General features: G+C 69.8%; 13 protein-coding genes and 2 tRNA genes. 7 read left to right on the top strand and 8 right to left on the bottom strand.

Translation table 11 applies throughout. The features are described from left to right. Window positions 1–1,626 (top strand): pyruvate dehydrogenase complex dihydrolipoamide acetyltransferase, encoded by a 1,626-nt coding sequence (locus VZQ01_RS02925; protein ID WP_267696720.1) that lies wholly within the window; start codon window positions 1–3, stop codon window positions 1,624–1,626. 70 nt (window positions 1,627–1,696) lie between these two features. Here VZQ01_RS02925 and VZQ01_RS02920 read toward each other — a convergent pair whose 3' ends face one another. After that, complete coding sequence (locus VZQ01_RS02920; protein WP_408890836.1) at window positions 1,697–1,942, bottom strand: hypothetical protein; 246 nt, start codon at window positions 1,940–1,942, stop codon at window positions 1,697–1,699. 178 nt (window positions 1,943–2,120) lie between these two features. Here VZQ01_RS02920 and VZQ01_RS02915 point away from each other — a divergent pair, with 178 nt between their 5' ends. Continuing rightward, on the top strand, window positions 2,121–2,423 hold the full coding sequence (locus VZQ01_RS02915) for a DUF2795 domain-containing protein (RefSeq protein WP_223746780.1): 303 nt from the start codon (window positions 2,121–2,123) through the stop codon (window positions 2,421–2,423). A 238-nt stretch (window positions 2,424–2,661) separates the two neighbouring features. Next, a complete protein-coding gene (locus tag VZQ01_RS02910; RefSeq protein ID WP_141323248.1) occupies window positions 2,662–3,819 on the top strand; it encodes a sensor histidine kinase in 1,158 nt (385 codons plus the stop codon). Here VZQ01_RS02910 and VZQ01_RS02905 read toward each other — a convergent pair. Continuing rightward, a complete protein-coding gene (locus tag VZQ01_RS02905) occupies window positions 3,791–4,387 on the bottom strand; it encodes a hypothetical protein (RefSeq protein WP_141323249.1) in 597 nt (198 codons plus the stop codon). The genes VZQ01_RS02910 and VZQ01_RS02905 overlap by 29 nt on opposite strands. A 58-nt stretch (window positions 4,388–4,445) precedes the next feature. Here VZQ01_RS02905 and VZQ01_RS02900 point away from each other — a divergent pair, with 58 nt between their 5' ends. Beyond that, window positions 4,446–5,417: a response regulator gene (locus VZQ01_RS02900; RefSeq protein WP_194869019.1), complete on the top strand. Its 972-nt coding sequence runs from the start codon at window positions 4,446–4,448 to the stop codon at window positions 5,415–5,417. Between the two features lie 9 nt (window positions 5,418–5,426). Here VZQ01_RS02900 and VZQ01_RS02895 read toward each other — a convergent pair whose 3' ends face one another. From VZQ01_RS02895 to gltX, 5 genes are all read right to left on the bottom strand, one after another. Next, window positions 5,427–6,107, bottom strand: coding sequence for a DUF2625 family protein (locus VZQ01_RS02895; protein WP_426746861.1), 681 nt, complete (start codon window positions 6,105–6,107; stop codon window positions 5,427–5,429). A gap of 59 nt (window positions 6,108–6,166) precedes the next feature. Beyond that, a tRNA-Glu gene (locus tag VZQ01_RS02890) sits at window positions 6,167–6,238 on the bottom strand. Window positions 6,239–6,348: 110 nt separating this feature from the next. Then, window positions 6,349–6,419, bottom strand: a tRNA-Gln gene (locus tag VZQ01_RS02885). A gap of 76 nt (window positions 6,420–6,495) precedes the next feature. Then, window positions 6,496–6,882 (bottom strand): hypothetical protein, encoded by a 387-nt coding sequence (locus tag VZQ01_RS02880; RefSeq protein ID WP_223746782.1) that lies wholly within the window; start codon window positions 6,880–6,882, stop codon window positions 6,496–6,498. Window positions 6,883–6,959: 77 nt separating this feature from the next. Further along, the gene (gene gltX / locus VZQ01_RS02875; protein ID WP_408890832.1) at window positions 6,960–8,399 is read right to left on the bottom strand and encodes a glutamate--tRNA ligase; all 1,440 of its coding nucleotides are present in this window, start codon (window positions 8,397–8,399) and stop codon (window positions 6,960–6,962) included. An 89-nt stretch (window positions 8,400–8,488) separates the two neighbouring features. Between gltX and VZQ01_RS02870 the strand changes: the two genes are divergently transcribed. Genes VZQ01_RS02870 through VZQ01_RS02860 form a run of 3 tightly spaced genes read left to right on the top strand, consistent with a single transcriptional unit; the run spans window position 8,489 to window position 10,853 of the window. After that, the gene (locus VZQ01_RS02870; protein WP_223746784.1) at window positions 8,489–9,055 is read left to right on the top strand and encodes a hypothetical protein; all 567 of its coding nucleotides are present in this window, start codon (window positions 8,489–8,491) and stop codon (window positions 9,053–9,055) included. Beyond that, window positions 9,052–9,951 carry a myxosortase-dependent metalloprotease, MXAN_2677/MXAN_2678 family gene (locus tag VZQ01_RS02865; RefSeq protein ID WP_426746859.1) on the top strand — a complete coding sequence of 300 codons (900 nt, stop codon included), beginning with the start codon at window positions 9,052–9,054 and terminating at the stop codon, window positions 9,949–9,951. Before VZQ01_RS02870 ends, VZQ01_RS02865 begins: the two co-directional genes overlap by 4 nt. Then, on the top strand, window positions 9,948–10,853 hold the full coding sequence (locus VZQ01_RS02860) for a myxosortase-dependent metalloprotease, MXAN_2677/MXAN_2678 family (protein WP_408890830.1): 906 nt from the start codon (window positions 9,948–9,950) through the stop codon (window positions 10,851–10,853). The genes VZQ01_RS02865 and VZQ01_RS02860 overlap by 4 nt, the downstream gene beginning before the upstream one ends. Window positions 10,854–10,927: 74 nt before the next feature. Here the strand turns inward: VZQ01_RS02860 and VZQ01_RS02855 are convergent, their stop codons facing one another. Further along, window positions 10,928–12,970 carry a protein kinase domain-containing protein gene (locus tag VZQ01_RS02855; RefSeq protein WP_223746787.1) on the bottom strand — a complete coding sequence of 681 codons (2,043 nt, stop codon included), beginning with the start codon at window positions 12,968–12,970 and terminating at the stop codon, window positions 10,928–10,930. Between the last annotated feature and the right edge of the window lie 133 nt (window positions 12,971–13,103).

Genomic DNA, 13,103 nt, shown 5'->3' with positions numbered 1-13,103 from the left:
ATGGCCACGCCCATTCAGATGCCGAGCCTGTCCCCGACGATGACGGAGGGGAAGATCGTCAAGTGGCTGAAGAAGGTGGGGGACAAGGTCTCCTCCGGTGAGGCCATCGCCGAACTGGAGACGGACAAGTCCAACCTGGAGATCGAGGCGTACGACGACGGCTACCTGCTGGAGATCGTCGTCGGCGAGAACCAGACGGCCCCCGTCGGCGCGCCCATCGCCTATGTCGGCGCGAAGGGCGAGAAGGTCGCCGCCGGAGGCGCGCCCGCGCCGAAGGCCGCCGCGCCGGCTCCCGCGCCCGCCGCCGCTCCCGCGCCGAAGGCCGCCGCGCCCGAGGCCCCCAAGCCCGCTGCCGCGCCCGCCGCGTCCGGTGGTGGGGACCGCATCGCCATCCAGCTGCCGAGCCTGTCCCCGACGATGACGGAGGGGAAGATCGTCAAGTGGTTGAAGAAGGTGGGGGACAAGGTCTCCTCCGGCGAGGCCCTGGCCGAGCTGGAGACGGACAAGTCCAACCTGGAGATCGAGGCCTACGACGACGGGACACTGGCGGAGATCGTCGTCGGTGAGAACCAGACGGCCCCGGTCGGCTCGCCCATCGCGTACCTCACGCCCAAGGGGGGCAAGGCGGCCGCCGCCGCTCCCGCGCCGAAGGCCGCCGCGCCCGAGGCCCCCAAGGCCGCTCCCGCCGCGCAGCCGGTCCAGGCTCCCGCTCCCCAGGCGCCTTCCGCGTCCGGTGGGGGACGCCGGGTCCGGGCCAGTCCGCTCGCCAAGAAGATTGCCCAGGCGCGCGGGCTGGACATCGCGCAGGTGCAGGGCTCGGGTCCCTCGGGTCGCGTGGTGAAGCGCGACATCGAGGAGGCGCTGGCCAAGGGTGGAGCGAAGGCCCCCGCGCAGGCGCCCTCCGCGCCGGCCGCGAGGAAGGGCCCCTCGGCGCCGACGGTGGCGCGCGCGGAGTCCCGCACCGAGCCCCTGTCCTCCATGCGCAAGGTCATCGCGCAGCGGATGACGGAGGTGAAGCCCGGCGTGCCGCACTTCTACCTCACCATCGAGGTGGAGATGGACGCCGCGGTGAAGGTGCGCGAGGAGGCGAAGGCGATGGACCTCAAGGTCTCCGTCAACGACCTCATCGTGAAGGCCGTGGCCATGGCCGTGCGCCGCTACCCGAAGGTCAACGTGTCGCTGCAGGGTGACCAGGTCATCCACCACGGCTCGGTGGACGTGGGCATCGCGGTGGCGCTGGAGCAGGGCCTCATCACCCCCATCGTCCGCGACGCGGACACCAAGGGGCTGCAGGCGCTGTCCACGGAGATTCGCGAGCTGGCGGAGCGCGCGCGCAAGCGGGCCCTCAAGCCCGAGGAGTACACGGGCGGCTCCATCACCGTGAGCAACCTGGGCATGTACGGCATCGACAACTTCGCCGCCATCATCAACCCGCCGCAGGCCTCCATCCTCGCGGTGGGTGCGGTGACGGACAAGGTCGTGGTGCGCGACGGGCAGATGGTCATCCGCAAGATGATGTCGGCCACGCTGTCGTGCGACCACCGCATCGTCGACGGTGCCATCGGCGCGGAGTTCCTCCGCGAGCTGCGCGGCCTGCTGGAGCACCCCACGCGGCTGCTCTTCTAGGCTGCTTGCAGGTGAGTGGCCCGCTTCCTCGCTCCGTCCCCGGAGCGGCTGGGAGCGGGCCCTCTCGTTTCTACTCGCGGGTGGGCTCGCGCTCGCTCGCCTCTTCCTCCTCGAGCTTGCGTTGCGCCTCCGTCACCCGGGCCTGCTGCTCGCGCGGCGTGCCGGTGGGGAGCTCCTGCTCATCCTCGTGCGAGCGTCCGCGGATTCCGGGCCAGGGCTCGGGGCGCGTGGCCTCCACGTGGTCGATGCGCTCGGCGTAATCCGCGTCACTGCCCGCCTTGCGCGGCTTGTCGTCGGGCTTGTCCTGGTGCGCCATGACGAAGTCCCTCCTGAGGGTGCGTGTGAAGTTGCGCGATTAACGGTGGGGCGCCCCGCGGAAGGTGGCCACCCGGGGCCCGCTGCGTGGCCCGCTCTCCCGGTTGCTGGGCGGGCACGAAAAAAAGGCCGGCAGCCGAATCGGTTCGCTGCTTAACTTCGTCCAAATGAACGACGACATGACACGCGAACGGCTTGTCCAGGGTGTGTCGGAGTTGGAGGAGCGGGTGGGCCCGCCGCTGCCTCTCGCGCAGTCGCTGCACCAGGCCCTGCTCGGCGCGGTGTTCCCCCTCACCGCGGAAGAGCTCACCTGGGTGGCTCGTGAGAACGAGGCCCCGCCCACGGTGCTCTCGCTGCTGGGCGCCCTCCCCAGGGGCCGCTTCGCCTCCGTGGACGCGGTGGCCGTGGCCCTGGAGCAGGACACCGGTGATGCCCTGGCGTCCCCGGACACACCCGCGCCCGTCCTCACCTCCACTCGCTGAACCCTCACTCCTCCTGCGCCCTCCCGTCGCCGGCATGCCCGGTGAACGGGCAGGGTGACGGGCACTCGTCTGGATTTTCCTGGGGGTCAAACCTGTCTGGTTGGTCTAGAGTTCGCGAGGCATTACGTCCCGGGGGGACGGTTCCGTCGGCACCCAGCAGAAAGGGAGTCGGAGGAGGCGCTATTCTAGGCGGCACCAGCCTGGCCTCTTTGAGGGATAGCCGGCCAGGAGGAGCGTCATGAACCCGTCTGAACTACCCGCGGTGCTGTACGTCGACGATGACGCGCTGAACCTGCGGGTCTTCGACGCGAACTTCGGACAGCGCTTCCGCATCTTCCGCAGCGCGTCTCCCAGCGAGGCGCTGGCGTTGCTCGAGCAGCGCAAGGGCGAGATTGGCGTCATCCTCTCCGACCAGCGGATGCCGGGGATGACGGGCGTGGAGCTGCTGGAGCGCGCGCGTTCGATTGCCCCCGACGCCAAGCGCATGCTCGTCACGGCATACGCGGACATGCAGGCGGTCATCGACGCGGTGAACCGCGGCCAGGTGACGCGCTACTTCGTCAAGCCGTGGGACCGCTCGGAGCTGCAGGCGGCGCTGGACGACGCGCTGAAGATTGCCCGGCTGGAGCTGCGCATCCGCGAGGTGGAAGGGCGGATGATGAAGTCGGAGCGTCTGGCCACGCTGGGGCAGGTGACGGCGGGCATCGCGCACGAGCTGATGGGCCCGGTGGGCTACCTGTCGCAGAACGTGTCCTCGCTGCAGCGGGATTTGACGAGCGTCATCCAGTACGTGTCCAAGCACCTGTCTTCGGACCCGAACCCGTCGGTGGCGGAGACGGTGGAGGACCTGCCCGCGCTCATCAAGGACCTGGCGGACGGCGCCGAGCATCTGCGTCAGGTGGCGCTGGGCCTGAGGGCCCAGGCGCGCGGCGAGGACATGGAGGCCACCGCGGACGTGGCCGAGGTGGTCTCCTTCGCGGTGAAGCTGGCGCGGGCGGAGGTGCGGGACAGGGCACGGCTGACGAGCAACGGCGAGGCGGTGCGCGTCATCTTCGGGCCGGTGAAGCTGTGCCAGGTGCTGCTCAACCTCGTGGTGAACGCCGCGCAGGCCATGTCGGGCACGGGGCGGCAGGGGCGCATCGAGGTGCGCTGGGCGGTGCGGCCCGACGACGTGGTGCTGACGGTGGCGGACAACGGCTGCGGCATCCCCGTGGACCTGCAGGAGCGCGTGTTCCAGCCGCTGTTCACGACGAAGCCGGTGGGAATCGGCACGGGCCTGGGCCTGTCCATCTGCCGCGAGCTGGTGGCGCAGGCGGGAGGCAACCTGCGGCTGTCGTCCACGCCCGGCGAGGGCACGGACATCGAAATCACCCTCCGGCGAGCCCCGCCCCTCTGAGGCCGAAGGCGTTGCTGAGCATGCGCCACACGCGGTGGAGCGTCTCTCCCTCCGCGTGGCGCACCTTCTCCACCAGCACGGCGCGCCGGGCCTGGGCGCCCTGGGGGCCGTACTCCACGACCAGCGCGTAGCCGGAGCCGGTGCGCTCGACGATGTGCACGGCGCGGACCTCGTCGAAGGGGATGAGCTCCGTGCGGGTGGCGCCGGGAGTCCACGCCAGTCGCTCGACTCGCAGGGTCTCCGAGCGGAAGTGGAGCACGAAGCGGCGGCGGCCGAGCTTCGACTCGAGCCGGAGGGCGGCTCCCACCAGGGCCGCGGCCACCAGGGCCAGGGTGGCGGAGGCGGCCGGGAGCGAGCCCTTCTCCTGTCCCACCAGGACGGCGGCGCCCAGGGCGCAGCCCACGGCGACACCGACACACAGGCCCGGCAGCATGCGCGCATCCCACCGGGGCGGGCGGGATTCCCCCACCAGCCGGCCCCCGTCGTAACGCAGGCGCACGTCGCCCAACAGCGGGGGCACCCGATTCTCCTGCAACGCGTCCTCGAAGCTCGCCACGGGCATAAGCATACCGGTCCCCGCATGCGAGCCTCGAAGTCCGCGTGAAGCTGTGCGAATCTCCAAAGCCATGGATCTCCCGTTCGAGACCGGTGAGGGCGACGGTGGGGAGGGGGGAACGCTCGCCTCGACGGTGTTGGTGGTGGACGACGAGCCCGTCGTGCTCGACATCTGCGCCCGCTTGTTGGAGCGCGAGTCGGACCTCGTGGTGCTGGTGGCGGCGAGCGCGGAGGAGGCGCTGCCGATACTGCGTGAGCAGCGCATCGACGTGCTGGTGACGGACAAGAACCTGCCCGGCATGGGCGGGGTGGAGCTCGTCGCGCAGGCGCGGACGCTGCAGCCCACGCTGGAGGCGCTGATGATCACCGCCTACGCGAGCAGCGAGTCCGTCATCGCGGCCTTCGCGGCGGGGGCGAGCGACTACATCCTCAAGCCCTTCGATGACCTGCGGGTGCTGCGCGCCAAGGTGCGCGCGGCGCTGGAGCGGCGCACGTCCGGGACGCGAGTCCGCGAGCAGGCGCGGGAGGTGGCCCGGGAGGCCGCCGCGCTGCTGGCCGCCGGGCAGGACGCGCCGGAGCCCGCGCACGTGGCGCTGGAGGAGGAGCTCCGGGCCTACGAGGAGTCGTCACGCCAGGTCCAGGCGGGCCGCGTGGCGGTGGTGGGCAGCGCCGAGGCACTGGAGTCGCTGCGCGAGTCCGGGTTCGAGGTGCGGGAGCTGCCGCCGTACGCGCCGGAGCTCGAAGAGGTGGACGTCGTGGTGGTGGAGACGGGGGACCCTCAGTGGCGAACGCTGGCGGAGCGCCTGCAGAGCCGGCCGCCGGATGTGCTGCTGCTGGCCAGTCCCGAGGCGGACCTGGGTGACCTGCTGGAGGCCATCACCCTGCGCATGGACCTGGTGGGCTTCGGCACCACGCAGGGCGCCAGCGTCCTGCCGGAGAAGGTGCGGATGCTGCTGTTGCGCCGGGGTGTCCAGCGAGCCCAGGACCGACTGGCCGCCGCGCTCTCCGCGTTCCGCCAGAGCATCCTCGCGCCGTCGGCTTGAGCCGGTGCTTCAGGCCTCGCCGGCGTCGAGCTGGCGTGCGAGGTCGAGCTGAAGCGCCAGCAGCTCCGTCATGGGCACAGCCCGTCGAGACACCTGGGTGAGGTCCTTGCCTTCTGCCGTCCAGAGGGGAGGGTGGAGGGAGAAGCCCTGATCCGGTGAGAGCCTCGAGGCCTCTTCGCTCCAGCCGGCCGCGCGGTACGCGCCATAGAACCCGGCGAGGTCTCCAGAGAGGAAGAAGGCCAGCAGGTCCGAGTAGCCGCGCCCCAGGTCCTCCCAGCGGAGCGTGTCGGGCGCGAAGTAGAACGCGCCGCCTCGCCCTTCGCCGAGTGCCCCGCCGTCGAGCGCGAAGAAGCCGCCGAGGACATCATGGGCCACGAGCAGCATTCCCCGGCTCGCAGCCACCGCGGGATGCGGGCCCAGCGCATTCCACGTCGCCAGACTGCCGCGCATGCGCGGGCCTCCGCCGCCCAGGATTCGGAGCCAGCCCCCGTCGACGAGCAGGCCCCCTGTCTCGTAGGCCACCGCGCCCAGGGGAGAGCGCGTCGTCACCTGAAGCAGGTGGAGCACAGCTCCGGCGGCGGCTTCGTCGCGAGGCAGGACCTCGACCGGGTGGCTCGCCGAGCCCAACCACTCCCGCACCAACGGCCACGCGGGGTCCTCGGTTTCGAGCAACGCCTCGAGCGGCCGCATGCGTCACCCCACTCCGGAAAAACAAAACGCCGCCTTCTTTTCAGAAGGCGGCGTCTGAGTGACCCTGCCGGGATTCGAACCCGAGTTTGTGCCGTGAGAGGGCACCGTCCTAACCGCTAGACGACAGGGCCGACATTTCGCTGCAGCCACCGTGTTTCTGCTGCTGCTTCCTACATCCTGCTTCAGCTCTCGTCAACCATCTTGATTCGAGCTTTTTTGCTGCGGACTGCGGTGCTGCGAGCTGGGGAACTAGGATTCGAACCTAGATAAGCAGAGTCAGAGTCTGCTGTCCTGCCGTTAGACGATTCCCCAATCACTGCGGCTGCCTCTACTACCAACACCGCCCATCGACTGCAACAACTTCGGTGGGCGTTTCCTGCTGACTGCTCTACTTCTTCTTCCCTGACTTGGGCTCCGGCTTCTTCGCCGGCTTGGCCGCTTGCTGCGTCGGGACGATGTAGATGCGAACTTCCTCGTTCGCCTCGTAAATATTCAGCCCCGCGAAGTTCTTCCCCGAGGGGTTGGTGATGTGGACCGCCTTCACGCCCGGCTGGTTGACGATCTGCCTCCGAGGATAACTGCTCGTCGAGTAGACCGAGCGGTAGTAATCCAACGTCGCCTCGAAGTCTTTCGGCGCCCGGTACCGATTCTCCCCCACCTTCTGGGAGCCGTCCGGGAGCTGGGCGCCACTGACCACCTCGGCGCTCGCCACCACCGCCCAGAGCGCACACATCAACGCGCCGAGCGGGCGCGCCTTATAAAAACGCTGTCTCATGGTGTCAAGCGCTCGCATCATGGCTCGCGAAGATAGGGGCCGAAGCGGGGAACGTCCACCGCTTCGTGAGGCGGAGGTCACGCGCCGCGCGCCAGGGCGGCGTCGATGCGGCGCAGGGCCTCGTCACGACCCGCGAGCAGCAGCGTCTCGCCGATGCCCGGGCTCGTGGTGTTGCCCGTGATGGCGACCCGCACGGGTTGTGCCACCTTGCCCATGCCCACGCTGGAGGACTCGCTGACGGACTTCACCACGCCGTCCAGCGCCTCCACCGTCCACTCCGGCAGCGCGGCGATGCCGTCGCGCACCTTGCGCAAGAGCCCCAGCGAGTCCCCCGTGAGGTGCTTGGCCGCGGCCTTCTCGTCCAGCGTGACGCCGGAGCGGAAGTAGAGCGACGCGGTGGTCGCCATCTCCTCCAGCGTGCGCGAGCGCTCCTTGAGCGCGTGCACCAGCGGCACCAGGCGCGAGTCGCCCTTCACCTGGAAGCCCTTGGCCTCGAGGAAGGGCACCAGCCGCTCCGCGACGGTGGCCTCCGGCAGCTCCTTCATCCACTGCTGGTTGAGCCACAGCAGCTTCTCCGGGTTCCACACGCCGGAGGTGGTGCCGACGCCGGAGAAGTCGAACCACTCCTTCATCTGCTCGCGGCTGATGACCTCGTCGTTGCCGTGGCTCCAGCCCAACCGGATGATGAAGTTGTTGAGCGCCTCCGGCAGGATGCCCGTGCGCTTGTGCAGCATCACGTCCGCCTCGGGGTGCTTGCGCTTGGAGAGCTTCTCGCGGTCCGGTCCGAGGATGAGCGGCAGGTGCGCGAACTCGGGCGGCTTCCAGCCCAGCGCCATGTAGAGCATCAGCTGGGGGAAGGTGGAGTTGACGTGCTCCTGCCCGCGCGCCACCAGCGTGATGTCCATCAGGTGGTCGTCGATGACGCAGCCGAAGTTGTAGAGGGGGATGCCGTCCGCGCGCAGCATGACCCAGTCGTCCAGGTCCGAGTAGGGCTTGGTGATGACGCCCAGCGCCTTGTCGTCGAACGACACGGTGCCCTCGGTGGAGGGCATCTTGAAGCGGATGACGGCCTCCTCCTCGCGGCGGCCCTCGGGCGGGCCCTTCAGCTCACGGCACGTGCCCGGGTACTTGTAGAAGGCGCCGGCCTTCTCGGCCGCCTCGCGCTGCGCCTCCAGGTCCTGCCGGGTGCAGTAGCAGCGGTAGGCCTTGCCCTCGGCCAGGAGGCGCTGGGAGTGCTCGCGGTAGGTGTCCAGGCGCTGGGTCTGGAAGTAGGGCGCGTGAGGGCCCTCCTTGCCGGGGCCCTCGTCCCAGTCGATGCCCAGCCACTCGAGGCCGTCGAGGATGGCCTGCACCGACGCCTCCGTGGAGCGCACGCGGTCCGTGTCCTCCATGCGGACGATGAAGGTGCCGCCATAGCGGCGGGCCTGCAGGTAGTTCATCAACGCCGTCCGGGCACCGCCGATGTGGAGGTATCCGGTGGGAGACGGAGCGAAGCGGACGCGAGGGGCGGAAGTCATACGGGCGCGCGGATTAGCAGGGAGGCGGTCGAGGGGTCAACGCGGATGGGCGCGCTGAGGTATGGTGCGCCCCGAGGGAGATAACGCGTATGTCGATTCGTCAGCGATTTCGCTTGGGAATGTTGACGGTGGCGCTCCTGGGGGGATGGACCGCGTCCGCGACCACGCAGCTTCGCGTGGACGTGACGCAGCTCTCCCAGGAAGCGGATGCCGTCGTTCATGGCGTCGTGCGCCGCGTGGAGAGCCGCTGGAGCGGGGATGGTCGGCGCATCGTCACCGACATCGAGGTCCAGGTGACCGACCCGCTCAAGGGCCAGCCGGGCAACACGGTGCTCGTCACGCAGCCCGGAGGCGAGGTGGGCGACGTCGGCCAGACGGTGCATGGCCTGGCGACCTTCAAGAAGGACGAGGAGGTGGTCGTCTTCCTGCGCAAGCGCGGCGCCTCCGCCTTCCGCGTCGCCGGCATGGCGCAGGGCAAGTTCCAGGTGCGCCGCGACGAGGCCGGCAAGCCCGCCATGGTCATCCCCGAGCACTCCGACGCGCTCCTCCTGGACCCCGTCACGCGCAAGCCCACGACGGCCACGCAGAAGCCCCGGACGCTGGAGGAGCTGAAGGCCACCGTGCGCGCCGCGCTGAAGAAGGGGTCCACGCCGTGATGCCCGTGGCCACGCTGCTCACGCTGATGGCCGTCGGTCAGTTCGACCCGTACGTGCGCAGCCGGGTGACGGCGGGAGACCCATCCACCCAGGCGCTGTACTGGACGGTGCCGCTCGTCACCTGGAGCCTGAACCGCGACGGCAACCCCGTCACGCCGGGGGAGACCGAGTTCCAGGCCATCCGCGCCTCCTTCCAGAGCTGGCAGGACATCTTCGCCTCCTGCGGCAACCTGTCGCTGCGGGAGGGGCCGCTGGTGGACTCGCGGGAGGTGGGCTACCTGCGCGGCAAGACGAACCACAACGTGGTGCTCTTCCGCACCCAGAACTGCAGCGGGCTGGTGCAGTCGACCGACCCCTGCTGGAAAGAGGAGACGTGCGCGAACCAGCACGACTGCTGGGATGACGACGACGGCACGCTCGCCATCACCCTCACCACGTACGACAAGCGCTCGGGCATCATCTACGACTCGGACATCTCCTTCAACGCGAGCCGGTACTTCTTCACCGCGGTGGACGGGCCTCCGTGCACGGCGCAGGGGCAGAGCAACTGCGTCGCCACCGACGTGCAGAACACCGCCACGCACGAGATTGGCCACTTCATCGGGTTGGACCACACGCGCGTGACGGGCTCGACCATGTTCCCGAGCGCGCCGCCGGGCGAGGTGTCCAAGCGCGAAATCGACCCGGGCTCGCGCGACTTCGTCTGCGACGTCTATCCGAAGGGCAAGCCCAGCCAGTCCGACTTCCACCCGGCGATGGACACGCTGGTGGGCGGCCCCGTGGGCGACAAGGGCTGCTCCGCGACGGGCGCCACCGCGACGTCGATGGGGCCGGCGCTGCTCGCGTGGGCGTGGCTGCGTCGGCGCAGGCGCGGCGCGGCGGAGGGCCGCCCGTGAGAAGGCCCCTGGTGCTCGCGCTGACGCTCGTCGCCAGCGCGCCCGCCGTGGCTCAGGACACGTATCCCTACCGCCGCACCACGGCGAACGGGAACGGCCGCATGTGTCTGGTCTGGCCCGCCCCCGAGTACGTCTACCACCTGGATGCCGCCGGCAGCGCGCGCACGCCGGGCGACACGGAGGTGGCCGCCATCGAGGCCTCCTTCGAGTCGTGGCGGCGCGTGGCCGCGACGTGCAGCGACTACACGTTCCGCCGGGGCAGGGATTGGGAGGGGAAGGTGGAGGTGGGGTACGTGAAGGAGGACCCCGCGTTCAACTACAACATCATCACCTTCCGTGAGACGTACTGCTTCGACGTCGCCCCTGAAGACGACGCGTGCTGGACGGAGATGACCTGCGGCAACAAGTACGCGTGCTGGGACGAGGACTCGCGCACGCTGGCCATCACCATCTCCTCCCACGGCGTCGAGAGCGGGCGGGTGTGGGACGCGGACATCGAGGTCAACGCGGCGGGGTACCTCTTCACCACGGTGGACGCTCCGCCGTGCGTGGAGGGCTCCGAGTCCGTCGACTGCGTGGCCATGGATCTGCAGAACACCATGACGCACGAGATTGGCCATGTGGTGGGGCTGGACCACGTGCCCTATCCAGGGGCGACGATGGAGCGCACCGCGCCGCTCGGTGAGACGCAGAAGCGCATCATCGACGCGGGCTCCGCCGAGGGCTTCTGCTCCATCTACCCGAAGGGGCTGCCGCCCAATCAGTGCATCATGAAGAACACGGGGCTGGCCCTCTTGGGAGACGGGCGCGGCACCGGCTGCGCCTCGGCTCCGGGCGCCGTCGTGGCCGGAGGCTGGCTGGCGGCGCTCGCGCTAGTGCGTACACGGCGGCGGCGCGGCTGAGGCCCGAGACAGGAGCGCCGCCCTTGCCGGAAGGCCGGGGGCGGCGCTCACGTCCTCGAAGGGCCTGACGGACCTCAGCGGCGCGGAGCCACCAGGCGCATGCTGAAGGTGTAGTCCACGTTCACCGGATGGCCCTGGTAGATGACGGGCTTGTAGGTGCGCGACTGGAGCGAGTCCAGCACGGCCTTCTCCATGTACTGCACCGTCTTGATGACGCGGCACTTCTCCACGCGGCCCTTGGTGGTGATGGTGCAGCGGGTGATCATCACACCCTCCGCCTTCGCCGCCATCGCCTCGCGCGTGTAGATGAGGTCCTTGCTCTGGTCGATCATCTCCGGCCGGGGCATGTCCTCGTTGTAGGGCAGCACGTCGCCGCGCGCGGAGGCCAGCGCCGCCGTGGGCAGCACGGGCACCGTCAGTCCGCCCGACACGCCCTTGGCCTGCGTGGCCGCCGCCGCGCCCACCGCGCCCGCCGTGGGGGGAACGGCCGGCTCCGAGGGCGCCTGCGTGGGCGCGAGCATCACCGGCGCGGACATGCCCCCGGGCGTGGCCACGGGCTCGGGCACGTCGACGTCATCCGAGGACGACGAGGAGGCGGTCGCCACCTCCACTCCGCCGCCCCGGCCGCCGCGGCGCTTCTGCAGCTTCTGCGACAGCACCACGTCACCGGAGCCGCCCGTGACGACGGTCTCCATCTGGTAGCCCTCGAGCGCGAACGTCAGCTCCACGGTGATGGTGCCATCCTCGCCCGGCGGAAGCTCCAGGGTGAACGGCGTCACGCCGCGCTCCTTGCCCCGGTAGAACACGCGCGCGCCGCTGGGCTGGCTCATCAGCTTGAAGCGGACCTTCTGGTTGCCCGCGGGCGTGGGCGCCGCCTGCGCCGCGGGAGCCACCTGCGCCGGCGCCTGCGCGACGGCGGCGGGCGTCGGCTCGGCGGGCTTGGGTGTCTCCTTGTTGCCCATGAAGAGCACCGCGCCGCCCGCGATGAGGCCGGCGACCACCACGCCGCCGAGCCCGCCCATGAGCAGCGTGCGCTGCCGGGCGCGCTGCACCGCCACCGGCACCTCGACGCTGATGTCCACGGCGAGGGTGTCACCCGACTCGGTGGACGCGCTGCCGACGCTGGAGAACAACGGAGAGGGGTAGGGGCCCGTCGTCGTCGCGCCGCCGGGGCGCTTGAAGATGCCGCTGTTGCCGCCCGCGGACATGCTCGCCTCGCGCAGGCCCTCCAGCATCTCGTCCATCGTCTGGAAGCGGCGCGCCGGGTCCTTCTCCAGGCAGCGGCGCACCACGCCCTCGATTTCGGGCGGAATCGCGAGGTCCGGACGCAGCTGCTGGAAGGTGGGCGGGGCTTCCTTGTAGTGGGCGAAGATGAGCTCGATGTGGTCGCGCGCGATGAACGGCGGCCGGCCCATCAGCATCTGGAAGAGGACGATGCCCAGCGAGTACACGTCGCTGCGCGCGTCCGTCGCGTTGCGCGCCTGCTCGGGCGCCATGTACTGCGGCGAGCCGAGGAACGTGCCGTTCTGGGTGATCTCCGGGGAGATCTGCCCCTCCTGCGGCGCCGCCACCGACTTCACGAGCCCGAAGTCCAGGACCTTCACCAGGTCCTGATCCTGCTCGTTGAGCAGCATGATGTTGGCGGGCTTCAGGTCGCGGTGGACGATGCCCAGGCTGTGCGCCTCGCGCAGCGAGCGGCAGATCTGCTGCGCGATGGCCACCGAGCGCGACCAGGACAGCGGCCCCACCTGCCCGAGCACCTGGGCCAGCGTGCGACCGTCCAGGTACTCCATGGCGATGTAGAAGATGCCGTCGTCCGTCTGGCCATAGTCGATGACGGTGACGGTGTTGGGATGGCGCAGCTTCGACGTCAGCGACGCCTCGCGCAGGAAGCGCTTCTGGAAGCCTGGATCCCTGCTGCTGGGGAAGCTGGGGTTGAGCACCTTGAGCGCGACCACTCGCTCCAGGGGGGCCTGCAGGGCGCGGTAGACCTTGCCCATTCCTCCGACACCCAGGGGCTCCAGGATGCTGAAGCGGCCGTTCAGGGTGCGACCGATGAGCGGATCCGCGCCCGGCGCGCCAGGCGTCTCGGGGTTCGGCGAGTCGCCCTTGATCATTCGTACCCCCTGACAACAAGCAACATGGATTCTCCAGGAGTGTGCCGGGTCCGCATCAAACCATATCTTCACTTCCGGACGCACTCCCCGCCTGGTGGACACCCGACCTGTCGAGGCGGCTGAGGACACACAT

Source organism: Myxococcus faecalis, from assembly GCF_050039385.1.
GTDB lineage: Bacteria > Myxococcota > Myxococcia > Myxococcales > Myxococcaceae > Myxococcus > Myxococcus fulvus.
Note: the sequence above shows the minus strand (reverse complement) of the source record. Positions and strands in the feature narration are given on the sequence as shown.